24 protein-coding genes are annotated in these 25,295 nt (G+C 61.4%); 16 read left to right on the forward strand and 8 right to left on the reverse strand.

The window, feature by feature from the left end; translation table 11 throughout:
* Nucleotides 1–27: 27 nt before the first annotated feature.
* From topA to ABEB22_RS03345, 3 genes are all read left to right on the forward strand, one after another.
* Nucleotides 28–2,772 (forward strand): type I DNA topoisomerase, encoded by a 2,745-nt coding sequence (gene topA, locus ABEB22_RS03335; RefSeq protein ID WP_406870819.1) that lies wholly within the window; start codon nucleotides 28–30, stop codon nucleotides 2,770–2,772.
* A gap of 160 nt (nucleotides 2,773–2,932) precedes the next feature.
* Nucleotides 2,933–3,634, forward strand: a complete 702-nt coding sequence (locus ABEB22_RS03340) for a CoA transferase subunit A (RefSeq protein WP_339114266.1) — start codon at nucleotides 2,933–2,935, stop codon at nucleotides 3,632–3,634.
* A 3-nt stretch (nucleotides 3,635–3,637) separates the two neighbouring features.
* Nucleotides 3,638–4,282 carry a CoA transferase subunit B gene (locus ABEB22_RS03345; RefSeq protein ID WP_339114265.1) on the forward strand — a complete coding sequence of 215 codons (645 nt, stop codon included), beginning with the start codon at nucleotides 3,638–3,640 and terminating at the stop codon, nucleotides 4,280–4,282.
* 454 nt (nucleotides 4,283–4,736) lie between these two features.
* On the opposite strand, the gene ABEB22_RS03350 is transcribed toward ABEB22_RS03345, so the two are convergent.
* Nucleotides 4,737–5,624 (reverse strand): lytic transglycosylase domain-containing protein, encoded by an 888-nt coding sequence (locus ABEB22_RS03350; RefSeq protein ID WP_406870820.1) that lies wholly within the window; start codon nucleotides 5,622–5,624, stop codon nucleotides 4,737–4,739.
* 411 nt (nucleotides 5,625–6,035) lie between these two features.
* Between ABEB22_RS03350 and ABEB22_RS03355 the strand changes: the two genes are divergently transcribed.
* The 13 genes from ABEB22_RS03355 (at nucleotide 6,036) to ABEB22_RS03415 (ending at nucleotide 17,968) form a co-directional block, all read left to right on the forward strand.
* On the forward strand, nucleotides 6,036–6,239 hold the full coding sequence (locus ABEB22_RS03355; RefSeq protein WP_406870821.1) for a pilus assembly protein: 204 nt from the start codon (nucleotides 6,036–6,038) through the stop codon (nucleotides 6,237–6,239).
* Between the two features lie 98 nt (nucleotides 6,240–6,337).
* Nucleotides 6,338–6,532, forward strand: coding sequence for a pilus assembly protein (locus tag ABEB22_RS03360; protein ID WP_350936283.1), 195 nt, complete (start codon nucleotides 6,338–6,340; stop codon nucleotides 6,530–6,532).
* A 50-nt stretch (nucleotides 6,533–6,582) separates the two neighbouring features.
* A complete protein-coding gene (gene cpaB, locus ABEB22_RS03365) occupies nucleotides 6,583–7,461 on the forward strand; it encodes a Flp pilus assembly protein CpaB (protein ID WP_406870822.1) in 879 nt (292 codons plus the stop codon).
* Nucleotides 7,462–7,635: 174 nt separating this feature from the next.
* On the forward strand, nucleotides 7,636–8,997 hold the full coding sequence (locus ABEB22_RS03370) for a type II and III secretion system protein family protein (protein ID WP_339114262.1): 1,362 nt from the start codon (nucleotides 7,636–7,638) through the stop codon (nucleotides 8,995–8,997).
* A gap of 3 nt (nucleotides 8,998–9,000) precedes the next feature.
* Nucleotides 9,001–9,648 (forward strand): OmpA family protein, encoded by a 648-nt coding sequence (locus ABEB22_RS03375; protein ID WP_339114261.1) that lies wholly within the window; start codon nucleotides 9,001–9,003, stop codon nucleotides 9,646–9,648.
* 217 nt (nucleotides 9,649–9,865) lie between these two features.
* Nucleotides 9,866–11,134, forward strand: coding sequence for an AAA family ATPase (locus tag ABEB22_RS03380; protein WP_350936288.1), 1,269 nt, complete (start codon nucleotides 9,866–9,868; stop codon nucleotides 11,132–11,134).
* A 26-nt stretch (nucleotides 11,135–11,160) separates the two neighbouring features.
* Entirely contained in the window at nucleotides 11,161–12,594 is a 1,434-nt protein-coding gene (locus tag ABEB22_RS03385) for a CpaF family protein (protein ID WP_406870823.1), read from the forward strand.
* Nucleotides 12,595–12,596: 2 nt separating this feature from the next.
* The gene (locus ABEB22_RS03390) at nucleotides 12,597–13,565 is read left to right on the forward strand and encodes a type II secretion system F family protein (RefSeq protein WP_350936292.1); all 969 of its coding nucleotides are present in this window, start codon (nucleotides 12,597–12,599) and stop codon (nucleotides 13,563–13,565) included.
* Nucleotides 13,566–13,591: 26 nt separating this feature from the next.
* A complete protein-coding gene (locus tag ABEB22_RS03395; protein ID WP_339114257.1) occupies nucleotides 13,592–14,569 on the forward strand; it encodes a type II secretion system F family protein in 978 nt (325 codons plus the stop codon).
* A 15-nt stretch (nucleotides 14,570–14,584) separates the two neighbouring features.
* Entirely contained in the window at nucleotides 14,585–15,142 is a 558-nt protein-coding gene (locus tag ABEB22_RS03400) for a tetratricopeptide repeat protein (protein WP_406870824.1), read from the forward strand.
* A gap of 23 nt (nucleotides 15,143–15,165) precedes the next feature.
* Nucleotides 15,166–16,026, forward strand: a complete 861-nt coding sequence (locus ABEB22_RS03405; protein WP_350936294.1) for a hypothetical protein — start codon at nucleotides 15,166–15,168, stop codon at nucleotides 16,024–16,026.
* A 1-nt stretch (nucleotide 16,027) separates the two neighbouring features.
* A complete protein-coding gene (locus ABEB22_RS03410; RefSeq protein ID WP_406870825.1) occupies nucleotides 16,028–16,534 on the forward strand; it encodes a prepilin peptidase in 507 nt (168 codons plus the stop codon).
* 123 nt (nucleotides 16,535–16,657) lie between these two features.
* Entirely contained in the window at nucleotides 16,658–17,968 is a 1,311-nt protein-coding gene (locus ABEB22_RS03415) for an ATPase (protein WP_406870826.1), read from the forward strand.
* Here ABEB22_RS03415 and ABEB22_RS03420 read toward each other — a convergent pair.
* The 7 genes from ABEB22_RS03420 to ybgF all read right to left on the reverse strand — a co-directional run bounded on the left by ABEB22_RS03420 (nucleotide 17,965) and on the right by ybgF (nucleotide 25,293).
* Nucleotides 17,965–18,873, reverse strand: a complete 909-nt coding sequence (locus ABEB22_RS03420; protein ID WP_406870827.1) for a LytTR family DNA-binding domain-containing protein — start codon at nucleotides 18,871–18,873, stop codon at nucleotides 17,965–17,967. The two genes, ABEB22_RS03415 and ABEB22_RS03420, sit on opposite strands and share 4 nt — an antisense overlap.
* A 196-nt stretch (nucleotides 18,874–19,069) precedes the next feature.
* Complete coding sequence (folD, locus tag ABEB22_RS03425; RefSeq protein WP_339114252.1) at nucleotides 19,070–19,972, reverse strand: bifunctional methylenetetrahydrofolate dehydrogenase/methenyltetrahydrofolate cyclohydrolase FolD; 903 nt, start codon at nucleotides 19,970–19,972, stop codon at nucleotides 19,070–19,072.
* Entirely contained in the window at nucleotides 19,969–20,274 is a 306-nt protein-coding gene (locus ABEB22_RS03430; protein WP_339114251.1) for a chorismate mutase, read from the reverse strand. Before ABEB22_RS03430 ends, folD begins: the two co-directional genes overlap by 4 nt.
* A gap of 182 nt (nucleotides 20,275–20,456) precedes the next feature.
* Entirely contained in the window at nucleotides 20,457–21,044 is a 588-nt protein-coding gene (locus ABEB22_RS03435; protein ID WP_339114250.1) for an MOSC domain-containing protein, read from the reverse strand.
* 136 nt (nucleotides 21,045–21,180) lie between these two features.
* Nucleotides 21,181–23,094 carry an ATP-dependent zinc metalloprotease FtsH gene (gene ftsH / locus ABEB22_RS03440; RefSeq protein ID WP_339114249.1) on the reverse strand — a complete coding sequence of 638 codons (1,914 nt, stop codon included), beginning with the start codon at nucleotides 23,092–23,094 and terminating at the stop codon, nucleotides 21,181–21,183.
* An 83-nt stretch (nucleotides 23,095–23,177) separates the two neighbouring features.
* A complete protein-coding gene (gene tilS, locus ABEB22_RS03445) occupies nucleotides 23,178–24,383 on the reverse strand; it encodes a tRNA lysidine(34) synthetase TilS (protein WP_406870828.1) in 1,206 nt (401 codons plus the stop codon).
* Nucleotides 24,384–24,456: 73 nt separating this feature from the next.
* The gene (gene ybgF, locus ABEB22_RS03450) at nucleotides 24,457–25,293 is read right to left on the reverse strand and encodes a tol-pal system protein YbgF (RefSeq protein ID WP_339114464.1); all 837 of its coding nucleotides are present in this window, start codon (nucleotides 25,291–25,293) and stop codon (nucleotides 24,457–24,459) included.
* Between the last annotated feature and the right edge of the window lie 2 nt (nucleotides 25,294–25,295).

A 25,295-nucleotide genomic window follows, 5' to 3' on the forward strand; every position in this document is an offset into this window, starting at 1 on the left:
CAAGAACATGCCCAAAGCGAGGTCCATATGGCGGTTGTCGTCGTCGAATCACCAGCCAAGGCCAAGACAATTAACAAATATCTTGGTTCCGATTATACCGTCCTCGCATCCTTCGGGCACGTTCGCGACCTGCCGCCGAAAGATGGTTCCGTCGACCCCGAACATGATTTCGATATGAAATGGGAGGTCGCCTCCGATTCGAAAAAGCACATCAAGGCGATCACCGATGCGCTCAAAGACGATGACACCCTGATCCTCGCGACCGACCCCGATCGCGAGGGGGAAGCGATTTCATGGCACCTCGAGCAGGCGCTTGAGAAGAAGCTCAAGGGCAAGAATGTCAGCCGTGTGACCTTCAACGCGATCACCAAAACCGCGATCCTCGAGGCGATGAAATCCCCCCGTCAGGTCGATACCGCGCTGGTCGAGGCCTATCTGGCACGCCGCGCACTCGATTATCTGGTGGGCTTCAACCTTTCGCCGGTGCTGTGGCGCAAGCTGCCCGGTGCGAAATCGGCGGGGCGTGTGCAATCGGTCTGCCTGCGGCTCATCGTCGAGCGCGAGATGGAGATCGAGGCGTTCAATCCGCGGGAATACTGGTCGGTGGTGGCCCAGATGGAGACCCCGCGCGGCCAGACCTTCGAGGCCCGCCTGACGATGATGGGCGGCAAGAAGCTCGATAAATACGACTTGGCCAACCAGACCGATGCCGAAATGGCCGTGCAGGCGGTGTCCTCGCGCGCGCTGATGGTCAATTCGGTCGAGGCCAAGCCCGCGACCCGCAACCCCTATGCGCCCTTCATGACCTCGACCCTGCAACAGGAAGCTTCGCGCAAATTCGGCATGGGCGCGAAGGCCACCATGTCGGCGGCACAGCGTCTCTACGAGGCGGGCTATATCACCTATATGCGGACCGATGGCATCGACATGGCGCCCGAGGCCGTGATGCAGGCGCGCGACGCGATCAAAGCCAAATTCGGCGAGAAATACGTCCCCAAATCGCCGCGTATGTACAAAAACAAGGCCAAGAACGCGCAAGAGGCCCACGAATGTATCCGCCCGACGGATATGTTTGTCTCGCCCGACAAGCTGAAGGTCTCGGCCGATGACCAGCGCAAGATCTATGATCTGATCTGGAAGCGCACGATCGCAAGCCAGATGGAAGCTGCCCGTTTCGAGCGCACCACCGTGCTGATCGGCTCGAAGGACGAGCAGATCGAGCTGCGCGCCACCGGTTCCGTCGTGACCTTTGACGGCTTCCTGAAGGTCTATGACCAGGGCCGTGACGATGATGATGACGAGGACAGCAACCGCCTGCCGCAGGTAATGCAGGGCGAGGCGCTGAAACTCGCCCCTGCCTATGAGGATGCTTTCGGCAAGGCGCAGGGCGAAGACGCGCTAATCGAGGACGAGAAGGCCGGTATCCGCCGCTGCCCCGCCGCTGTGATGAGCGAGAATGCCGCGATCCTCGGCGCACAGCACCATACCCAGCCGCCTGCCCGTTACACCGAAGCGACGCTGGTCAAGCGGATGGAGGAGCTGGGCATCGGGCGGCCTTCAACCTATGCCTCGATCGTCACGACCATTCAGGACCGTGGCTATGTCCGCAAGGACAAGAACCGGCTGTTCCCCGAGGATAAGGGCCGTCTGGTGACGGTCTTCCTCGAGAACTACTTCCGGCGCTATGTAGAATACGACTTCACCGCAGGGCTGGAGGACCAGCTCGATGACGTCTCGGCGGGCAGCCGCGACTACAAGGAAGTGCTCTCGCGGTTCTGGCGGGATTTCTCGGCGGCACTGGCCGAGACCTCGGAGTTGCGCATCACCGAGGTGCTCGACAAGATCGACGAGGTGCTGGCCCCCCATATCTATCCGCCCCGTGAGGACGGCTCGAATCCGCGGATCTGCCCCGTCTGTGGCAATGGCCAGCTGCATCTGAAGACCGCCCGCTCGGGTGGTGCCTTTATCGGTTGCGGCAATTACCCCGAATGCCGCTATACCCGCCCGCTTTCGGCCCCCGATGGCGATGATGCGGCGCAGGCGCTGGATGGCAAACTGCTGGGCTATGATGAAGGGATGCAGGTCACTCTGCGGGTGGGCCGCTTTGGCCCCTATGTGCAGAAGGGCGAAGTCACCGAGGATGTGCCAAAACCGCCGCGCGCCTCGATCCCCAAGACCTGGTCGCTGGAAGATCTCGATCTCGACAAGGCAATGCTGCTTCTGAACCTGCCGCGCGAGATCGGGCCGCATCCGGAAGATGGCGAGATGATCGAATCGGCCATCGGGCGTTTCGGGCCCTATGTGAAGCACCTCAAGACCTACGCGAATCTGCCCTCGGTGGAGGATGTGTTCACCGTTGGTATGAACCACGCCGTCGAGCTTCTGGCGCAGAAGGCGGCCCGTGGTGGCCGTGGCGCGGCAGCAAAGCCGCTGAAGGAGCTGGGGGACCACCCCGATGGCGGCGCGGTCTCCGTGATGCCGGGGCGCTACGGGCCTTATGTGAAATGGGAAAAGGTCAATGCGACCATTCCCAAAGAGGTCGAACCCGAGCAGGTAACGATGGAACAGGCGGTGGAGTGGCTGGCCGAAAAGGCGGCCAAATCCCCCAAGAAAAAAGCACCGGCCAAAAAACCGGCTGCCAAGAAAACCGCGGCCAAAAAGCCTGCAGCCAAAAAGGCTCCGGCGAAAAAGACGACCGCCAAGAAGGCCGCCCCGAAGAAAGCCACGGCCAAGACACCCGATACCGAGGATGGGTCGGGCGCAGAAGAGTAAGACGGAAAGGCAGGTGCGCAGGCAGCCTGCCTTTTTTCTTGGGCAGATGATCCGAAGCGGGCCGCCCGTTTTCCGTGCCGGCCCACCACCTGCCGCAGCGCAGCATTGACTTGCCCAGAGCGATAGCGCCTTATTGGCATAAACAATTGGAGGAGTATTTATGCAGAAAATTTACGGCTCCGCAGCAGAGGCTCTCGACGGGCTTCTGTCGGACGGCATGCTGATTGCGGCGGGCGGATTTGGCCTTTGCGGCATTCCCGAACTTCTGATCGATGCCATCGTTGCCAGCGGCACGAAGGATCTGACGGTCGCCTCCAACAATGCGGGCGTTGACGGGTTCGGCCTCGGCAAGCTGTTGGAAACGCGCCAGATCAAGAAGATGATGTCCTCCTATGTCGGCGAGAATGCCGAATTCATGCGGCAATATCTCTCGGGCGAACTGGAGCTGGAATTCAACCCGCAGGGCACGCTGGCCGAGCGGATGCGCGCAGGCGGTGCGGGCATTCCGGGCTTCTATACCAAAACCGGCGTGGGCACGCAGGTCGCCGAGGGCAAGGAAGTGAAACAGTTCAAGGGCGAGGATTATATCCTCGAAGAGGGCATCTTTGCAGATCTGGCCATCGTCAAGGCATGGAAGGCCGACGCGACCGGCAATGCGATCTTCCGCAAGACCGCGCGCAACTTCAACCCGCCGGCAGCAATGTGCGGCAAGGTCTGCGTGATGGAAGTCGAGGAGATCGTCCCCGTGGGCAGTCTCGACCCCGATGCCATCCACCTGCCCGGTATCTATGTGCACCGCCTGATCCAGGGTCAGCACGAGAAGCGTATCGAAAAAGTCACCACCCGCCCGAAGGAGGCCTGATCCATGTCTGACGTTCAAAAGGGCTGGGACCGCAACCAGATGGCCGCCCGCGCGGCAAAGGAACTGGAAGACGGCACCTATGTCAATCTCGGGATCGGCATCCCGACGCTCGTGCCGAACTTCATCCCCGAAGGCGTAAATGTAACGCTGCAATCGGAAAACGGCATGCTGGGCATGGGCCCCTTCCCCTATGAGGGCGAGGAAGACCCCGATCTGATCAATGCCGGCAAGCAGACCATCACCGAACTGCCCAACACCGTCTATTTCGACAGTGCCACCAGTTTCGGCATGATCCGCGGTGGCAAGATCGCGGCGGCGATCCTCGGCGCGATGGAAGTGGCCGAAAACGGCGATCTGGCCAACTGGATGATCCCCGGTAAGCTGGTGAAGGGCATGGGCGGCGCGATGGATCTGGTCGCGGGCGTGAAAAAGGTCGTCGTGGTGATGGATCACCAGAACAAGGCCGGCGAATCGAAGGTGCTCAAGGCCTGCACCCTGCCGCTGACCGGCACCGGCGTCGTGGACCGGATCATCACGAATCTGGGCGTTCTGGATGTGGTCGAAGGCGGGCTGAAGATCGTGGAACTGGCCGAAGGCATCAGCGAGGACGAGTTGCGCGCCGCAACCGAGGCCACATTGGTCGATTGAGCCATCGGGCTGAAAATCTTCTAAAGGGCGGATTTTCCGCCCTTTTTTCATCGACCCTCGGATTTATCCTGAACAATTCGCATGATTTCCCCCGATTTCGTCCAAATCTGGAAACAGCGCCTTATTCTTGCCCCAATTGGCCTTCAACTTGCCTTTATCGGCGCAGCGCTTGATCCTGTGGCAGCGGGTGAAGCCAAGAACGCCATATAAAAAGAGCAGAACGACCGAGGCAAGCAAGACCCATACCACATATCGCCCTCCGCATCACCCAATCACACCCGGGGGACGCCATTGGCTATGGGTTCATCATACAGGCCCTCATCCAGACGATCACCGGCGGCCCTGCCGCCCGATCCGTCAGAAGATAAAAAGGCATCCGCTGGCAGGCGGGTGCCTTTTCTCTTTGTCCCGGGGTCTCTTCTTACCTTTGGGTCTCTTTGTCGCGAGGCGAAACTCAGCCGCGATCGGCGAAGACACAGCCATCAGTGACCAGCTCGGGCGGCGTCAGGCACAACCCGCGCGCCACCGACCAGGCCGCCAGCACCTTGGGCACATAATCCCGCGTCTCGCTGAAGGGAGGCACACCGTTATTGCGCTTTACCGCATTCTCGCCCGCGTTATAGGCCGCAATCACCATCAGCGGATCGCGGTCGAATTCGGTCATCAGCCAGTCCAGATAGGCCACCCCGCCCTTGATATTCTGCGATGGATCCTTGCTATCGGCCACGTCGAACCGCTCCGCCGTCGCGGGGATCAACTGCATCAGTCCCACCGCCCCCGCATGCGAGATCGCATCATGGCGCCCCGCCGATTCCGTCGAGATCATCGCCAGCACCAGCGCGGGCGAGACCTGCGTACCGATTGTTGCGGCAAGGATCTGCGAGCCATGCACATCCGCGATCCGCTTCAGGTCGGCCAGACGGGGGGCACGCACGCTCTGCCCTTTGGGCCCCTGGCTGAGCGCCGCAATCGCCTGCTCGAACCGCCCCGCCCTGTCGCCCAATGTGGGCGAGATCAGGTTCCAATACCACTTATAGGCCGAATTGGCAGGCGGCGCCGCAGCCGTCTGGGGCATCACAGGCGTAAAGGGCGTGGCAGACCGTGCCGCCAGCGCCGCCTTCTGCTCCTCGGGATTGATCTGGATGGTGATCAGCCGCTTCGTGCCCGGCGCGGGCGGGCGCACCGTCTTGGGCGAATAGCGATTGACCGTAGGCGTCTGGCTCTGCATCGACATCGTGCGCACCGTGGGCGTGGTGATCACCGATTGCGCAGAAGCCAGTTGCGCGGCCCCTACGATCAAAGCGGCACCGATGCCCCGAAACGCCGCCTGTCTTACATCCATTGGATCATCCTACATGTATGGGGCATCCCCTCCCCGCCTATTAACCCCGAATCCGTTCCACGGGGCCAGTATTTCTCGGCACATCAAGGCTTAACGGATACGATTCCCCGTAAAGCGTTGCCCGTTTCCCGCGAATTTCCCGCCAGAATCGGGAGAATCGCACCTGTTTCCTTCCGCAAATTCGCCGCCGAGGCAGGTTTTGGGCCAGTCAATTCTCCCGCTATGGGACCCGACAGACGAAATTCTCAACAAAAGATAAAGATTCTGCCTTTGGTCCATGAAACGCCCGCAACCCGCCCCAATCTCGCCACGAACCAACGACAAATTCACCTCATGCCGCAGCGTAGAGGGGTTAGGGTGAATGACCCAGCACTGCGGAAAGAGACACCAAATCAAACTTGGAGAGCTGCCATGAAACTGTTTCGTATGACCAAAAAAATCCGCAACGAAGAAGACGGCGCTGTGACCGTTGACTGGGTTGTGCTGACCGCTGCCATCGTGGGTATCGGCGTCGCGATCGTGACCCTGGTTGGCAAAAAGATCTATTCCTCGGCTGATGCTATTGATATTACCGCTGCCGCTCTCACCGAAGACGATCTGAAGGCGGGCGAGTAATTTAGAACCGCCATGTCTTAAAAGGGCCGCCCCAACGGGCGGCTCTTTCTTGTGAAGCGGTCCGCAACCGTGAGAGCCAGCAGAAAAGCAGAGTAAAGATGAGAATCTTCCGCCGATTTAAAGAGCTTACACAACGCGAAACCGGTGCATTGACGGCTGAATGGGTCGTCTTGACGGCCGTGGTTGCAGTCGTTGCACTCGCTGTGGCGAAGGTCGTGGGCCAAAGCACCTATACTGCTTCTACCAAAATCGCCGACTATCTGGAATCAGTAGAGATTCAAGACGATTTTTAACCCGAAAATAGGGTTTTACGCCGCAAAGTACTCTCAGAAAGGGAACCACAATGCGCCTTATCTTTGGACTGGTCTTTATTCTGGGCGTCGCACTGGCCGGTATGGCTGTGTATATGACCCAAGGCAAGATTGCCGAATTTCAGGCCCAGCGTGACTACCTGCTGAAAGAGCGGCAATCCATGACCCAGATGGCCGATATGGTCGTCGTCAAGCATCCGCTCAAATATGGCGAGCGGTTTACCCAAGCCGATCTCGAGGTCATCAAGGTGCAGAAGGGTAAACTCCCCGAAGGCGCCTTTACCGCCATTTCCGGCCCGCAGGGCGACGGGAGCGCACAGGATGCCGCCAAGAAGGCCGCGTTCATCGAGGGCGAGACACGCCCGCGCGCGGCGCTGCGCTCCTATGAGGCAAACGAACCGCTGATCGCCACCAAGATCACCGAACCGGGCGTGGATGCGGGTATTACCGCCCGTCTCGAACCCGGCATGCGAGCCTTCACCATCGGTGTAAATGCCAGCTCCGGCGTTTCGGGCTTCCTGCGTCCGGGCGATCATGTGGATGTCTACTGGTATGGTCAGGTCAATGGCCGCGATGTCGCAAAGCTGATCGAGAGCAATGTGAAACTGATCGCCATCGATCAGAATGCCGATGCGGACCGCTCGGAGGAAACGGTTGTCGCGCGTAACGTGACCGCCGAGATCAGCCCCGAACAGGTCGCCGCACTGACCTTGGCGCAAAGCACGGGCAAGATCATGCTCTCGCTCGTCGGCAATGTCCTCGATACGAGCGATCTGGGCACGATCGAGCTGGATCGCGATCAGCTGCTGGGCACGCCCGAAATCGCTGCCGCGCCTGCCCCCAAGGTCTGCACCATCAAGACGCGCAAAGGCACCGAAGTCATCGAAACGCCTATTCCTTGCACGAACTGAGTATAGAGAAACATCCGCCTGTGTCCCCTGCGGCACAGGCCGTCACGTTTAGCCCGAGCGAATTATTGCCAAATGCCTGTCTTTGGGTCATGCTCGCCTCAAAAGCAGTTAATGATCGCCAAACGGACGCCAGAGCCGTGAGACATTCCCTGTGGTCGGAGAGGCAGGATCACAATGAACCTAAAGACTTTATTCTCGGCAGGCCTTCTGGCGCTGTCCTGTAGCTTTGGTGCATATTCTGCCGCCCAAGCCGAAACCCTGCGCGTGATGTCGGGGGCATCCTCGGCGCCGCTTGCCGTTCCGATGAACCGTGCGGTGGTTGTAGAAAGCGACCAGCCCTTTACCGAATTGTCGATCGCCAATCCGGGCATTGCCGATATCACCACCCTGTCCGACCGGACCATCTATGTGCTCGGCAAGCTGCCCGGCCGCACCACGATGACGATCCTTGGCGCGGATGGCAAACTGATCTCGAATGTCGAGGTGCAGGTCACCCCCGATATCGCCGAGTTCAAGGAACGTCTGAAACAGATCCTGCCCGGCGAGAATATCGAGGTGCGCACCGCCAATGACGGCATCGTGCTGTCGGGGACCGTCTCCTCGACCGGCAAACTCGACCGCGCCCTCGATCTGGCCAATCGCTACGCACCGGACCGCGTCTCGAACCTGATGTCCGTCGGCGGCACCCAGCAGGTCATGCTGCAGGTCCGCTTTGCCGAGATGCAGCGGTCTGTTGCCAAGAACCTCAACGCCTCCATCGGCTTGGGGCTCACCAGCAATAGCGGCAGCACCACGACGGGGCTCAGCAACTCGACCAGCAGCGGCGAAGGCGGCCAGTTCGGTCTGAGCCTGAGCCGCGGCAATTTCGAGATGAGCGTTCTGCTTGAAGCGCTTGAAAGCAAGGGCGTCGTGCGCACCTTGGCCGAGCCCAACCTCACTGCCCTTTCGGGACAAGAGGCCCATTTCCTTGCCGGCGGCGAATACCCTATTCCAGTGGTTGATGATGATAGCATTGCCATCGAATACAAGCCCTTCGGCGTCGAGCTGAGTTTCATCCCGCGCGTTATCGACAATGGCGTTATCAATCTGGAAATGAAAGCCGCGGTCTCCTCCATCGATACCAGTGTCACGATGGAATCGGGCGGTTTCTCGGTCAATGCGTTCAAGCGTCGCGAGACTTCGACGACAGTCGAGATGCGCGATGGCGAGAGCTTCTCGATCGCGGGTATCCTGCAGGATGACTTTAACGGGCTGAACAGTCAGGTGCCGTGGCTGGGCGACGTGCCGGTTCTGGGCGCCCTGTTCCGCTCCAGCGAATACGAGCGCAAACAGTCCGAGCTTGTCATCATCGTGACGCCGCATCTGGTCACGCCCACCAAAGGCACGGCCTATGCACTGCCGACCGACCGCGTCAAACTGCCGTCGGAAAAGGATATGTTCCTCTTCGGTCGCACCACGGGCCGCCCCGTGTCGGGGGCCGCGGCCGAAGTGGCCAAGCAGGACTATTCAGGCTCTTACGGCTATATGATGGAATAACAGATGCACCATTTTGCAATGAAACTCGCGATTTGCGGTGCGACTCTGGCACTGGCCGCCTGCACACAGGAAATCGGTGCGGATCTACAGACCGACGGCTATGGCAATGCAACCGCCCATAACCTGCAGGTGATGACCAATCCGCAGGATTTCGCGATCAACCTGAACCGGAAATTCAGCGCCAGCGTGCCGACCACGATCAACTTCGCCTTCAACTCGGCAGTGCTGACACCTGAGGCCCGCGCGATCCTGGCTCGTCAAGCGGGCTTCATCCGCCAGTTCCCGGAAGTCCGCTTCCGCGTCTATGGCCATACGGATCTGGTCGGCTCGAATGCCTATAACAAGGCGCTCGGCCTGCGTCGGGCACGCGCGGCGGTGGACTTCCTGACCGCGCAGGGCATCTCGCGTTCGCGGCTCGAGGCAATGGTCAGCTATGGCGAGACACAGCCTGTGGTCCAGACCAGCGGCCCCAATATGCAAAACCGCCGCACCGTGACCGAAGTCTCCGGCTTTGTCGCGAGCAACCCTATGGTGCTGAACGGAAAATACGCAGAAATCGTCTTCAGGGACTATGTCACGAGTGCAAGATCCGTGACCACATTGACCGGCGGCCAGACCACCTCTGTGGGAACAGCCGACAGCGGCAGTTAACAAGCATAGTTACAAAACTCTTTCAGCGGGCGGGGCTTGGAAACAAGCTTCGCCCGTTTTCCTGATCGTCGCCTATATCCCCACAATTGAAACAGTATGGCCGCATTCTTGCCAGAATTCGGCATGATCTTGAACGAAAGCGCGACCCCGGCCGCCGAGTCGGCGCGGGGTAACCTAAGGTCAAGAATATGACCGAAGCAGAAGGGACGACACGCAGATGAGTGCAGCACCTATCCTTAGCCCGGAACCGGCACCGCTGGTCGCCTGCACCGTGTCGCGTGATGTGTCCAATTTCAACCTTCTGATCGAGGATATGGAGGCCGAACTGGGCGAGAGCTGGGGGGACCTCGGCTTCGATGACACCCTCTTGTTCCTGAACCAGCCCGATGCCGAAAACCTCGAATTTCTCGCCATCGCGCTGGATGGCGATGACGAAGTCCATCTGGACCGGATCACCCGCATCATCACGACCGCCAAGGACAAAGGGCTGCGGATCATCCTGATCGCGGAGGAGCTGTCGCCGATCGCGCTGCACCAGTTGCTCCGGCTCGGCGCCGATGATTTCGTGCCCTATCCGCTTCCCGAAGGGGCGCTGCACGAGGCAATCCAGCGGTTGGGTAACGAGGAAGACGAGGTGGCCCCTGCCGCTCCGGCCCCCGCGCGCAAGAGCAGCACCGACCGCAATGGCGCCATTCTGGCGGTGCACGGAATGGCGGGCGGCGTCGGTGCCTCCACCTTTGCCGTCAACCTGGCATGGGAGCTCGCCTGCAATCCCGGCGCGACCGGCAAGAAGAAAGGCGCGATCCCCGAAGCGCCCCGCGTCTGCCTGATCGACCTCGATCTGCAATATGGCACCGTCTCGACCTATCTGGACCTGCCGCGCCGCGAGATCATCTTCGATACGCTCAGCCATAGCGCGCAACTCGATAGCGACCTGCTGCATCAGGCCCTGCAGGTCTATCAGGACAAGCTGCATGTCTTCACGGCCCCCGCCGATATGCTGCCGCTCGACCTGCCCACGACCGAGGATATCTCGCGGCTGATCAAAACCGCGCAGAGCCAGTTCGATTTCGTCGTCATCGACATGCCCTCGACCGTGGTGCAATGGACCGAGACCGTGCTTTCGGCCTCCGATCTCTATTTCGCGATGCTCGAGCTGGATATGCGCTCGGCCCAGAATCTGCTGCGGATGATCCGCGCGTTGCAGGCCGAGGAACTGCCGATCGAGAAGCTCCGCTATGTCCTGAACCGTGCACCGAAATTCACCGACCTTACCGGCAAGTCGCGCGTGAAACGTCTGGCAGAGAGCCTCGATATCACCATCGAGCTGCAGCTGCCCGATGGCGGACGCGCGGTGACGCAGGCCAATGATCACGGCCAGCCGATGGCCGAAGCGGCCGCCAAATCGCCGCTGCGCCGCGAGTTCCAGAAACTCGCGCGCACCGTCTACGATCTCGATCATGCGGCCAAAGCGGCACAGGGCTGAGTCCGGCTGGACCAGAAAGGACCAAGATGTTCTCGCGTTACAAGAAGCCGGCCACGCCGCCCGCCCCTGCCCCCGTCCTCGACGACATTGTCGCCCCCGAGCCGGAGGTGGAAAAAGCCCCCCTTATCACGCGCCGGATCGCGCCCGCGGCCCCCGCACAGGCCGAGCCGCAGGACAAGGACCGCCGCCGCCGTCAGAAACTGGGCGAGCTGAAAACCGAAATCCACACCCGCCTGCTGGAGGATCTCAACCTCGCGGCGCTGGAAACCGCCCGTGAATCCGATCTGCGCAGCGAGATCGCCTCCATTGGCTCGGAGGTGGTGCAGGATGCGGGTATCGCGCTGACGGCTACCGAGCGCACCGGCCTGATCAATGAGCTCTATGACGAGGTCATGGGGCTTGGCCCGCTGGAGCCGCTCCTGAAAGACGAGACGGTCTCGGATATTCTGGTCAACGGCCCACAACAGGTGTTCGTGGAACGCGGTGGCAAGCTGCAACTGACCGATACCGTCTTCAAGGACGAGCGCCACCTGATGCGCATCATCGACAAGATCGTCTCGGCCGTGGGCCGCCGCGTCGATGAATCGAACCCCTATGTCGATGCCCGTCTGGCCGATGGCTCGCGCTTCAACGCGATGGTGCCGCCGGTGGCGGTAGACGGCTCGCTCGTCTCGATCCGGAAGTTCAAGAAAGACAAGCTCGGCATCGACGACCTGGTGCAATTCGGCGCCTTCACCGAGGAAATGGCCGCCTATCTGCAAGCCGCCGTCTCCACGCGCCTCAATGTCATCGTCTCGGGGGGCACGGGCTCGGGGAAAACCACGACCCTCAACGCGCTGTCTTCGTTCATCGACAACTCGGAACGTATCCTGACGATCGAGGATACGGCCGAACTCCAGCTGCAACAGACCCATGTGGGCCGGATGGAAAGCCGCCCGCCCAACGTGGAAGGCCGCGGTGCGGTCACGCCGCGCGACTGTCTGAAGAACGCGCTCAGGATGCGCCCCGACCGGATCATCGTGGGCGAGACCCGCGGCGAGGAGGTCATCGACATGCTGCAGGCGATGAATACGGGCCATGACGGCTCGATGACCACCATCCACGCGAACTCCGCGCGCGATGCGATGTCGCGTCTGGAGAACATGATCGCCATGGCCGGCATCGAGATGCCGATCAAGGCGATGCGTGCACAGATCGCCTCGGCTGTGAACCTTGTGGTGCAGGCCTCGCGTCTGCAGGACGGCTCGCGCCGGATGACCTCGATTTCCGAGATCACCGGCATGGAGGGCGATGTGATCTCGATGCAGGAACTGTTCCGCTATGAACGCCTCGGGCTGACGCCGGAAGGCAAGATCATCGGGCGCTTCACCGCCACCGGCGTACGCTCGCATTATGCCGACCGCTTCCGCCAATGGGGCTATGATCTGCCCGCCTCGATCTACGAGCCGGTGGAGGGCTGAACATGGGCGCGATTTCTACCGTTGCCATCTATGCGGTCATCTTCGTCGCCGTGCTACTGCTGGTCGAGGGGCTCTATCTTCTGGTCTTCGGAAAGTCGATCTCGCTCTCGCGCCGCGTGAACCGCCGCATCGACATGCTCGAGAAGGGCGGGCGGCGCGATGAGGTGCTGGAACAGCTCCGCAAGGAAGTGACCCAGCACGAGAAGGGACGGAACATCCCTTTCTACTCTCTCCTCGCCACCAAGGCACAGAAGGCCAATATCGCCTTCAGCCCCAAAGCCCTCATGGGGGTGATGGGCGCGATGAGCGTGATTGTCTTCGTCGGTCTGTCGGTCGGTCTTGCCATCGATCTGCCCACGCGTCTCCTGCTATCGGTTTTGATGGGGTTCGGTGCGGTCTATTTCTGGGTCTCGCAGAAGGCCAACAAGCGTATGGCCCTGGCCGAAGAGCAGCTTTCCGACGCGATCGAGCTGATGGTGCGCAGCCTGCGCGTGGGCCATCCGCTGTCCTCGGCCATCCAGGCTGTGGCCAAGGAGATCCCCGACCCACTGGGCACCGAATTCGGTATGATTGCGGACGAGGCTGCCTATGGCCGCCCCGTTGCGGATGCGCTGCGCGATATGGCCCAGCGTCTGGATATGCAGGATCTGCGCTTCCTTGCCGTGGCGGTGTCGATCCAGCAGCAATCGGGCGGCAACCTCGCCGAAGTGCTCGACGGGCTGTCCAAGGTGATCCGTGCCCGCTTCCGGCTGTTCCGCCGTGTGAAGGCCATCACCGCCGAGCCGAAATGGTCGGGCATGTTCCTGTCGGGCTTCCCGCTGGTGATGCTGGCCGGCGTGTTGATCCTGCAACCCGGATATTACGACAAATGCAAGGACTCACCCCTGTTCCTGCCGCTGGCGATCTCGGTCTTCGTCCTGCTGGGGATGAACTACCTGTTCATGAAGATCATGACCAATATCAAAGTCTAACTCCTTCTGTCGCTTAGAGAGATCACATGGGCCCGCTCAATCAATATCTGCTCCAGACCCTCGGCCCGATGGGCCCGATGATCGCCCTTCTGGGCGCGGCGGCGCTGCTGATCGCGGCGACCCTGCCCTTCTTGCTGAAAAAACGCGCCGATCCGCTGGACAAGATCGCCAGCCAGCGCCGCCGCCCGCAACAGGCAGGGGCCGCAATGGCTCCGGGCAAGCTGCGCGACAGCGGCACGACCAAGCTCGACCGTTTCGCAGGCTTCCTCGAGCCGCAGGACGAGAAGGAAATGTCGGCGGCCAAGAAATGGCTGCAAAGCGCGGGCTATCGCGGCCCCAATGCCGTGCGGACCTTCCACGCGACGCAGGCCGCAATGGCCATCGGCGGGCTGGCTCTCGGCGCGCTTATCATCGTCTACATGACCCTCACCAGCCCCGATCCGGTCGAACCGGCCGTCATGATCGGTATCATCATGGGTCCGGGTGTTGTGGGCTATTTCGGCCCCAAACAATGGGTCAACAGCCGCGTCGCCGCCCGCACCGAAGAATTGCAGAACGGTTTTCCCGATGCGCTCGACATGCTTCTGGTCTGCGTCGAGGCCGGTCAGTCGCTCAATCAGGGAATTATCCGCGTGGCGCGCGAACTGGCGCAATCCTGCCCCGCCATCTCCGAGGAATTCGCCCTGATCGCCTACGAAATCAAGGCAGGCAAGGACAAGGCCACAGTCATGCGCAATTTCGGCGAGCGTTCCGGCGTCAGTGACATTCAGAGCTTTGCCACCGTGATGATCCAGTCGCAGACCTTCGGCACCTCGATCGCGGAGGCCCTGCGTATCTATGCCGCCGATATGCGCGACAAACGCATCATGCGCGCCGAGGAAGCCGCCAACAAGATCCCGACCAAGATGACTTTGGGCACTATGGCCTTCACAGTGCCGCCACTTCTCATCATCCTTGTTGGGCCTTCGGTCTACGATATGGTAGTCAGCTTCGGTAACATGTAAAACCAGACCGGACCGATGCGCGCCACAGGACGTTTCCTCGCCCTTCTCTGCCTATCTGCCGCGCTCGGGGGCTGTATGCCCTTTGGCGCGAAAACCGATTCCCCCTTTGCTCCGGGCTATGCCGATGGCGAGGGCGTGGACGGGCTGATCGTGGGCCACCGGCTGATGGCCGCGGGCGAATACGATCTGGCGCTCAAGGCCTATTACCGCGCCATGGCCGAACAGGGCGTCAATGTCGATACGCTCTCGGCGATAGGCTCGGCCAATCTCAAACTCGGACGGCTCGGTCAGGCCGAACAGATCCTGCGCCGCGCCACCGAGGAGGACGGCACATTCGTGCCCGCATGGAATAATCTGGGCGTGGTCCTGATGGAGGAAGGCAAGGTGGCCGAGGCCGCGCGCACCTTCCGTATCGCCTACGGGCTCGATAATGGCGAATCTGACGCAATCCGTGAAAACCTGATGCACGCGCTCGCAAAGATCGACAAACCTGTCTATGATCCGGCAAAAGAACAGACATTCAAGCTGGTGCGACGCGGGCGCGGTGAATACCTGCTGCTGACCCAGCATTGAGGCCGAGCAAGAGGACGCGGACCATGCGCCAGACCATCCTGATCTGTGCCCTTCTGGGCAGCGCCCTGACGCTTGCCGCCTGCGGTGCGCGCGACAGTGCCCAGGAAGCCAAGGCCATGAAAGCCGTCAATGCGATCGACGAGACCAATCTCTCGGACATCATGCTTACGGTCAGCGACCCGAAAGAGGCCGTGAAATATTTCGAGCGCGCCAGCACCGAAAGCCCCGACCGGATCGACCTTAAGCGCGGCCTTGCCAAATCGCTGGTGCGCGCCAAGAGCCACGAGCGCGCAATCACGGTCTGGCAGGAGGTTCTGGCCATGCCGGGGGCCGGTGATGCCGACCGTGTGGGGCTGGCCGATGCGCAGATCCGCAGCAATGACTGGGCGGCGGCCAAGGCGACGCTCGCCACCGTCCCGCCCACCTACGAGACCTATGACCGATACCGCCTCGAGGCGATGGTGGCCGATAGCCAGAAAGAGTGGAAAAAGGCCGACAGTTTCTACGATACTGCCGTGAGCCTGACGACCCGCCCCGCAGGGGTGCTCAACAACTGGGGCTTCTCCAAGCTCACCCGCGGGGATGGGAAAGCGGCCGAGAAGCTCTTCGCCGAGGCGCTGACGTATAATCCCTCGAGCTTCACCACCAAGAATAACCTCGTTCTGGCGCGGGCCGCGCAGCGCAAATACGATATGCCGGTCATCGACATGACCCAGACCGAGCGGGCGCAGCTGCTCTATACGGCGGCCCTTTCGGCGATCAAGCAGGGTGATGTGAACACGGGGCGCTCGCTTTTGCAGGAGGCGGTAGATACCAATCCGCAATATTTCGAGGAAGCCGCCCGCGCGCTGGCAGCGCTCGACGCCAATAAGGTGAAATCCTGACATGCTCGCTCCGGGGCCTTTCGTCACCGCGCTGGCCTTTCTGCTGGCGCTGACGCCGATCTGTATCTGGATCACCCTTACCGATCTGCGCGACATGAAAATCCGCAATGTAGCGGTCTATACGATGACGGGAATTTTCGTCGTGCTGGGGCTATTGGCCTTACCGCTGGATGTCTGGGCATGGCGCTGGCTCAATTTTGTGGTGGTCTTTGCCATAGGCTTCGTGCTTTTCGCCTATGCGGGGTTCGGCGCGGGCGATATCAAATTCGTCTCCGTGGCCGCGCTCTTCGTCTCGCAGGCCGAAGGGCAGATCTCTCTGGCGCTGATCTGCCTGTCGGTCGGGCTGATCGCGGGGCTGGGACTGCACCAGATCCTCAAGCGCATCCCTGCCTTGACCCGCGCCACCCCCGACTGGAAAAGCTGGGGGGCCAAGCGCACACCCGCCGGTGTCGGTCTCGCCCTCGCGCTCTGGGCCTATCTGGCGCTTGCTTGCGTCTTGGCAGCATAAGGCCAGACAGCGCCCGCCTTTTTCCCGAATTCGGCCACATTGCGGCGGCACTTTCCGATCATAAGCAGGGCTAACAGTCCGTTAATCCCTATCGGAAATCCCGTTTCAGGAAGGTCGTGTCGTATGAATATGATGGCCCGCACAATTACCGCCCCTCACATGCCACGCAGCCTGTCCGAGACGGGCCTGAGCCTTGTGATGATGCGCGACATCCTGTTGAAAACGATGTTCCGCACCAACCAGACCACGCTTAGCTCGCTGGCCGAACTGCTCTGCCTGCCGACCACCCTGCTGCAGGAGCTGATCGACATGGCCCGCGACCAGCGCCTTGTGGAGGCGATGGGCACGCTCCATGCCAATTCCGGCAACGAGATGGCCTTCCAGCTCTCGGATGCGGGGCGCGCGCGGGCGCTCGATGCGCTGGCGCAATCGGAATATTATGGTGCGCTGCCCGTGCCGCTGGCGATGTATCGCGAGCAGGTCAAACGCCAGTCGATCCGCAATATCCAGCTGACCCGCGATGCGCTGCTCGCGGCGATGGGCCATCTGGTCCTGCCACCTGACCTGATCGACCAGCTTGGCCCCGCCGTGGGCTCGGGCCGTTCGATCCTGATGTATGGCCCGCCGGGCAACGGGAAATCCTCGATCTCCAACGGCATCCGCGATGCGCTTGGCGACCAGATCTATGTGCCGCGCGCCATTGAATATTCGGGCCAGATCATCACCGTCTTCGACCCGATCATCCATAACGAGGCACCGCTCCCCGCGGAGGACCCCACCGCCCTGCGCCGCGCCGGACACCGCTTCGACCGCCGCTATGTGCTCTGCGAGCGTCCGACCGTGATCACGGGGGGCGAACTGACGCTGGATATGCTGGACCTCAAGTTCAACCCCACGGCCCGCACCTATACCGCGCCCCTACAGCTGAAAGCCTCGGGCGGGGTGTTCATCGTGGACGACCTTGGCCGTCAGGCCGAGCCGCCGCAGAAGCTGGTGAACCGCTGGATCGTGCCGCTGGAAGAAAGCCGCGACATCCTCGCGCTGCAATCGGGCGAGAAATTCGAGGTGCCTTTCGACACGCTCGCGATCTTCTCGACCAACTTCCACCCCAATGCGATCTTCGACAAGGCCGCGCTGCGCCGGATCTTCTTCAAGATCAAGATCGACGGCCCGAACCAGCGCGACTTCCTCAAGATCTTCAAACTGGTGGCCAACAAACGCCAGATCCCGCTCAGCGAGGCCGCATTGGTGCATCTGCTGAAGGTGAAATACCCCACCATCCACAACGTCTATGCCAATTACCAGCCGATCTTCCTGATCGACCAAATGATCGAGATCTGCAAATTCGAGGGTATCCCGCCGCAAATGACGCCCGAGCTGATCGACCGCGCATGGGCCAATATGTTCGTGCGCGACGAGGAGATCCTGCACTAACTGAGCCGGTAGCCCTGCGGCCCTTCATCCAGATCGAAAAAGCCCGCATCCTCTGCATCGGATAGATAGGTGCGCGAGACAGGGATCACCGCCCCGTTGCGAAGCGTCAGCTCGGCCTTGGAATTCAGCTTGCGCCCTTCCGCTACGGCCTCTTCGGCCACCCAATGCGAGCGGTGGACCTGCAACCCCTGCACCCCTTCCAGCTCTGCCATCGCATCCGCCAGCCGGATCAGCACCTGATGCGAGCCTTTCGACGTCGTGACATGAACATAATGATCGCGGCTCTGCAGATGCCAGATATCGCCCTGCCGGGCCTTGGGCAGACGCTGCAGCAGGCGTGGCGTGGTCAGGGCATCAAGCTCTGGCTCGCGGGTGGCGTCTGGCGAGAAGGCGGGTTCCGGATCGGCAGGCGAGGCATAGGATGCAGCATCCGCTTGCGGCGCGACAGACTGCCTGTCGGAGACAGGGCGGACTTCGTCCTCTCCTGTCGCTGACCCTTTGCTTTCAGGGTAGAAAAGCCGCCGCAGACTGACACAGAAGAACGTCATTACGAAATTGTAGGCGCCGAGTTGCAGAAGCGAAGGCAGATGCGCGTGATCGATCTCGGCGAGATAATGCAGCAAACTGTGATATGGGAAAGCCATCAACAGCCCGAGACTACTGGCTTCCAGCAACGCATAGCTCCAGAAGTTACGGATCTGCAGAACCTCCTCGTAGAGCAGTCGCAACGCACAGCCGATCGTGATTCCCAGCGCCCAGAGCGACGGCCAGTAGACGAGCCTCTCGCCAACCGTCAGCCATTCAAAGGTGCCGAACGGCCCACCAAGCACACCAAATGCCGAAGCTGCAACCCATGTCAGCAGCAGCGTCGGCACGCTCAGCGATCGGAGATAGGCCTGCCACATCCCGTCTTACCTCATACGAATAGTCTTACTCTCCGTTATGGAGGATATAATAAGCTTTAACCCAGCTTACCTCCTCAACCATATCGCAGAATGAAAGAAAATGCGTCCATGAGCGGGAAGCGTCGCAAAAACGAGACAGGCGCCGGAGACTTTTCCGACGCCTGCCCTTATCATTCAATCGCCGCGTGTGGGCGGATTACGCAGTCAACCCTTCAGGCTCTGCCAGACCATTGGCCCGCGCACAGGCGGTCAAGGTATTGGCCAGCAGGCAGGCGATGGTCATCGGACCGACACCACCGGGCACCGGCGTGATGGCACCGGCCACCTGAGCGGCGGAAGCGAAATCGACATCGCCCACCAAGCGGTTCTTGCCCTCGCCCTTTTCGGGCGCGGGAATGCGGTTGATACCCACATCGATCACTGTCGCACCGGGTTTCACCCAATCCCCCTTGATCATCTCGGGACGGCCAACGGCCGCCACCAGAATATCAGCAGAGCGGCAGACAGATTCGATATCCTTGGTGCGCGAATGCGCCACCGTCACCGTGCAGCTGTCACGCAGCAACAGTTGCGCCATCGGCTTGCCCACGATATTGGAACGCCCGACGACCACCGCATTCAGCCCCGAGAGCGAGCCGTGATGGTCGCGCAGCATCATCAGGCAGCCAAGCGGCGTGCAGGGCACCATGGATTTCTGCCCAGTGGCCAGAAGGCCGACATTGGAGATATGGAAGCCGTCGACATCCTTGGCCGGATCGATCGAGTTGATCACCAGATCCTCGTTGAGATGTTTGGGCAGAGGGAGCTGCACCAGAATACCATGCACGGCCGGATCGGCATTGAGCTTGGCGATCAGGGCCAGAAGCTCGGCTTCCGAAGTGGCGGCATCAAGCTTGTGCTCGTAGGAATTCATGCCGACCTCGACGGTCTGCTTGCCCTTGTTGCGCACATAGACTTCCGATGCCGGGTCCTCGCCCACCAGAACCACGGCCAGACCGGGGGTGATCCCGTGATCTTCCTTTAGCTTGGCTACCTGTGCGGCGACTTTCTCGCGCACCGTGGCCGCGAAAGCCTTACCATCAATGATCGTCGCACTCATTTCACGTCTCCTGTGCCAAGAACCCGCTCCTCGCGCAGGATCGATGCCTCGATCATGATGCGATAGAGCTGCTCGAATAGTTCCACGTCTCCGCCGGTCTGCACGGCATGCGCCTTGACCTTGGCGACCACATCCTCGACCCGTTCCTCGATCCGCGCGGGCAGCCCTTCCGAGGGTTTCAGATCGATCGCACGGTCGATCAGGCTCAGCCGGTAGGTCAGCTGCTCGACAATCTGCCGGTCCAGCCGGTCGATCTCGACGCGTAGCTCCCGCATCGAAGCGACAGTTTTCGGATCGAGCATCGGCATCTCCACACAAAAGAACAGGTCAGCCTCCTATCGCAGACCCCTAATCCCAAGACAAGGGTTTGAGGCCATAAGCCCCCGAAACCGGCCTGCCGGACGCGTCGGGAAGAAACTATGCGCGATCTGGAGAAGGCCCTGTTCTGGATGCGACCTAAGCCGGCCATTTACAGGCATCCGGTTCAGCCCTCGCCCTCGCCCTGCCGCCAGACCCGTTGCGTAGGCACCCACAGATCGACAAGCTGGCCCAGTCTCAATCCGCCTGGGCGTTCGACCCATGCGGTAACCCCGCGCCGCCCGAGGGCTGCGGGCTTATAGGCTTTTCCCTTGTCGGGATAGGTCTTGGCGATCTCTATCCCAGGCTGGACACAGGGCAGGTTCTCGAGATCCACAACCAGCGAGACCCCCTCCTCGCTCTGCAGCCGCGAGGAGGGCGGGATATGCGTGAAATCCGGCAGGCCACGCAGCACGATGGAGGCCCCCACCCATTCGGGCTTCAGCTCGGGGATGCGCATGACGAAAGCGGTCTCGGCCATCTCCTCCGCTGACAGGATGCTCAACTGGCGGGTGTTGGCGATCTCGGTGCCCTTGGCAAACTGCCCGGTGACCCGCGAGCAGGAAGCGCGCGTATATCCACGATGCGCCTCGCCGAGCGGCCCCTCGAAATCCAGTTCCATCCGGTCCACCGCCACCGATTGCATCTGGCCCTGTGGCACGATGCCCAACCAGACGATCTCTGCCTGATATCCGGTCCGTCTCAATGCCGGCATGAGTTTCCCTGTCCGATCGCGAAATGCCTTCTGGGACACATGCTTGGGAGAGTTGTCGCAAAGGTCAAGCACAGTCGTTGCGTCGCATGGAAAAGGCCGCCCCGAAGGGCGGCCCATCTACCGGATTGTAGCTTGCTTAAGCGGTCGGCTCTGTCCCGTCGGGCGTGCCCTCGGGCTTCACCTCCTCGGTTTTGGCTTTGGGCACCGAGGTCACCGTCGGCAGACCACCGGTGGGGGTGTCGTCATCACCTCCACCCAGAGCCTCGCCCTTGATGACTTTCTTGATCTCTGCGCCGGTCAGGGTCTCGTATTCCAGCAGGCCCTGCGCAAGGCGTTCCCACTCGACTTCCTGCTCGTCGATAATGCGCACCGCCTCGCGGTAGCCCTCCTCGATCAGCTCACGGACCTCTTCCTCGATCAGCTGCTTGGTCGCCGCCGAAACCGAGAAACCAGCGGTATTGCCGGAATAGCCCTCATGCGCCTCGGCATAGTCGATATTGCCGACCTTATCGGACATGCCCCAACGCATCACCATCGCGCGGGCAATGGCCGATGCCTGCTGGATATCGCCCGCCGGACCGTTCGACACATGGTCGGGACCCCATTTCTTGATCTCGGCCGCCTTGCCCGCCATGGTCATGGCGATCTTCTGCTTGGCCTCGTCCTTATGGTAGTTCAGCTTGTCCATCTCGGGGAGGCTCACCACCATACCCAGCGCCTGACCGCGCGGAATGATCGTGGCCTTGTAGACCGGATCGCATTTGGGCAGCGCAAGGCCGACAATGGCGTGACCGGCTTCGTGATAGGCAGTCATTTCCTTCTGCTCGGGCGTCAGGATCATCGAGCGGCGCTCGACACCGAGCATGACCTTATCTTTGGCCTGCTCGAAATCCTCCATCGTCACGAACCGGCGGCCAACGCGTGCCGCCATCAGCGCCGCCTCGTTGACGAGGTTCATGAGGTCCGCCCCCGAGAAGCCCGGCGTGCCGCGCGCGATGGTGCGCAGATCGACATCGGGACCAACGGGAACCTTGCGGGCATGGACGGTCAGGATCTTCTCGCGGCCCTTGATATCGGGGTTCGGCACATGGATCTGACGGTCGAAACGGCCCGGACGCAGCAAAGCGGGGTCCAGCACATCGCGGCGGTTGGTCGCGGCAACGATGATGATGCCCTCATTGGCCTCGAAACCATCCATCTCGACCAGTAGCTGGTTGAGGGTCTGTTCGCGCTCGTCATTGCCGCCGCCGATGCCCACACCACGGGCACGGCCCACAGCGTCGATCTCGTCGATGAAGACAATACAGGGCGCGTTTTTCTTGGCCTGTTCGAACATGTCACGGACGCGGCTTGCACCGACACCCACGAACATCTCCACGAAGTCGGAGCCCGAGATGGTGAAGAAGGGCACGCCCGCCTCGCCCGCAATCGCGCGCGCCAGAAGCGTCTTACCAGTCCCCGGGGGGCCAACCAGCAATGCGCCTTTCGGGATCTTACCGCCAAGGCGGCTGAATTTCTGCGGATTGCGCAGGAATTCCACGATCTCTTCCAGCTCTTCTTTGGCCTCGTCGATGCCTGCGACATCGTCAAAGGTCACGCGGCCCTGCTTCTCGGTCAGAAGCTTGGCTTTGGATTTGCCGAAGCCCATCGCGCCGCCTTTGCCGCCGCCCTGCATCCGGTTCATGAAGAAGATCCAGATCCCGATGAGCACGAGGAAGGGCAACCAGACGCCCAAGAGCGACATGAAGCCGGACTGTGCCTGCTTGACCACTTTCACCTGCACGCCCGACGAGATCAGCCGCTCGGCGATCGGGTCGGTCAGCGGCTTGACGGTGGAATAGGTCGCAGTGCCGTCTTTCAGCTGGTAGCGCACATCCTCCCCATCGATCTGGACATTGCTGACATTGCCCTTGTCGACCGCCTGAATAAACTCGGAATAATCGACTTGCTGCGAATTCATCGCGTTCTGTCCATCCCCAAACAGGTTGAACAGGGCGAGGATCAGCACGAACAGCACGGCCCAAAAGGCAAGATTGCGCGCATTACCCAAGGAAAAACCTCCAATTCATTTTGGCCCCCCAAAGTGTAGAGCGGGGAACCGTTGGAATGAAAATAGGGATTTAGGCTCAGGGTTCAACGGGTGAATAGCATTGAGGGCGCAAACGGGACGGCAATTTCTGCGATCCAGCCATTCGGCAGCCCTGCCAAGGGGGCGGCAACAAGCGTTTCACCTGCCCAGACTGCGGGGCTGGCCATAAGCGAGGCGCGCGGCAGCCCTGTCTCGCGCCAGTCCGGGCACAGGGCCAGCCCCGCCTCGCCAAGGGCGCCTATACTCAGGCCCTGCAGGCCGATCCCGTCCTGCGAGCCCCGTAGACGCCATCGGTCCCACACCTCACCCCCCTGCACCACCAATGCCTGAACAGACGCCAACTCGCGGGTAAAGCGGATAAAATCACCGTCATGGCTGCGGCGGACACCGGCCAGCGTCCGGGTTTGCCCAATATCGTGGCAGAAGGCCTCCAGCTTGGTGCCGCGCGGCGCATACTCCCCGCCATTGATCCAGCCGAGAATCACGGCCCAGAGCCTGCGCCGGAATTCTCCCTGAAGCTCGGTCTCGAGCCCCTCGAGCGACACCAGCACATCGCCACGATCCACCATCACATGACGCGCAACCATCCCCACCAGCGCCTGCGAAAGCGCCTCTTCGGCGCGGGCCAGATGGGCCACACTCGCAGAGATCACCTCGGGCGTCAGGCCCAGTGCGGCGAGTTGCGGGGCGGCCTTCCTGATGCGCACGCGCTCGTATTTGGGATTGTCATTGGACGGATCATCGGCCCAGTGTCCCCCTCGGTTGCGCAGATAATCGCGTAACGCCCCCCGCCCGAGATCCAGCATGGGACGGTGCCACATGACCCCCGCCTCGCACCACGCATGCCGCATTCCCGACAGGCCCTGCAGCCCCGAGGCCCGCGCAAGGCGCATGATGAAAGTTTCCAGCTCGTCATCGGCTGTATGGGCCATCGCGATATGGCCAATGCCCTGCGCCCGTGCCCATTCGCCCATCAACCCGATCCGCGCACGGCGCGCCTGATCCATCAGGTTGCCGCCCGCAGGCGCGTTCCAGTGCAGCGTGTGATGGGTAAGGCCAAGGCTTTGTGCCACCTGCCCCACCATGCGCGCCTCGTCAGCCGCTTCGGGGCGCAGCCCGTGATCGACGGTCACGACCGAAAGATCCAGCCGTCCCGCCAGCAGATACAGCATCGCCATGGAATCCCCGCCGCCCGACACGGCCAGCGCCACGCGCTGCCCCGCCAGACGGCCGATGAATTGCTCGAGCATCGGGGAGCTCAAAGACAAACTGCCGCGACACGGCGCGGCAGTCTGGGTATTCTCATGGTCCGACAAGGGCGCCTCACATACAGCCGAGCTTCGACATTTCGGATTGTGCCTCCGAGACGGCCGTTGCCTGCGGATAGCGGGTGCCCACCTGTCCCAAGGCCGTGCAGGCCTCGTTACGCTGGCCGAGTTGCCCCAGCGCCCAACCCAGTTTGGTCAGGCTTTCCGGTGCCTTGTCGCCATCGGGATAGGTCGAGAAGGCATTGAGCCACGCGCGCGCCGCCCCTGCCATATCGCCGGATTTCTGCAGCGCCTCACCCTGATAATAGAGCGCGTCGTCGCTCAGCGGGCCGCCCGTATAGGATTGGGCAAAGGCCGCAAGCTCTTTCGCGGCGCGAGGAAAGTCACCCTGATCGAGCACCCCCTTGGCCCGATCGAAGTCCGACTGTTCGTTCATCGCGAGATCGGCGCTCGATTGCCCCGATCCGTTCGATGCCGCCGGCGCCGGTGCCGGTGCTGCGGTTGCGGCCTCGCCGCCCAGCGGCTTGGTCGTGCCAAGAGATCCGATATCGCAGCCCTGCTCCATCTCGCAAACACGGAATTCCAGATCGCCGATCCGGTTGGTGCCATCGCTGACAACGCGGTTGATCTTGTTCTGGAGTTCCTCGGTCTGTGAGGTCAGGCGCGAGAGCGACGCTTCCATTGTATCCATACGTTGCAGCGCCGAGGCACCGCCCGCCGCCTGCAGACCCTGCGAACCGGACGAGACCAACTCCTGACGCAGGCTTTGCACCTGCGTCGAGAGCTGCGCCAGTTCCGAACGGATATCGGCCAGAGACTGCTGGTCCTGCGCGAAGGCGGGCAGACCCGCCATCAGTGCCAGACCGCAGACTACCCCCTTCAGCGCGCGCATCA

Origin of the sequence: Thioclava sp. 'Guangxiensis' (assembly GCF_045348365.1) — a bacterium.
In the GTDB taxonomy this organism is placed as follows: domain Bacteria; phylum Pseudomonadota; class Alphaproteobacteria; order Rhodobacterales; family Rhodobacteraceae; genus Thioclava; species Thioclava kandeliae.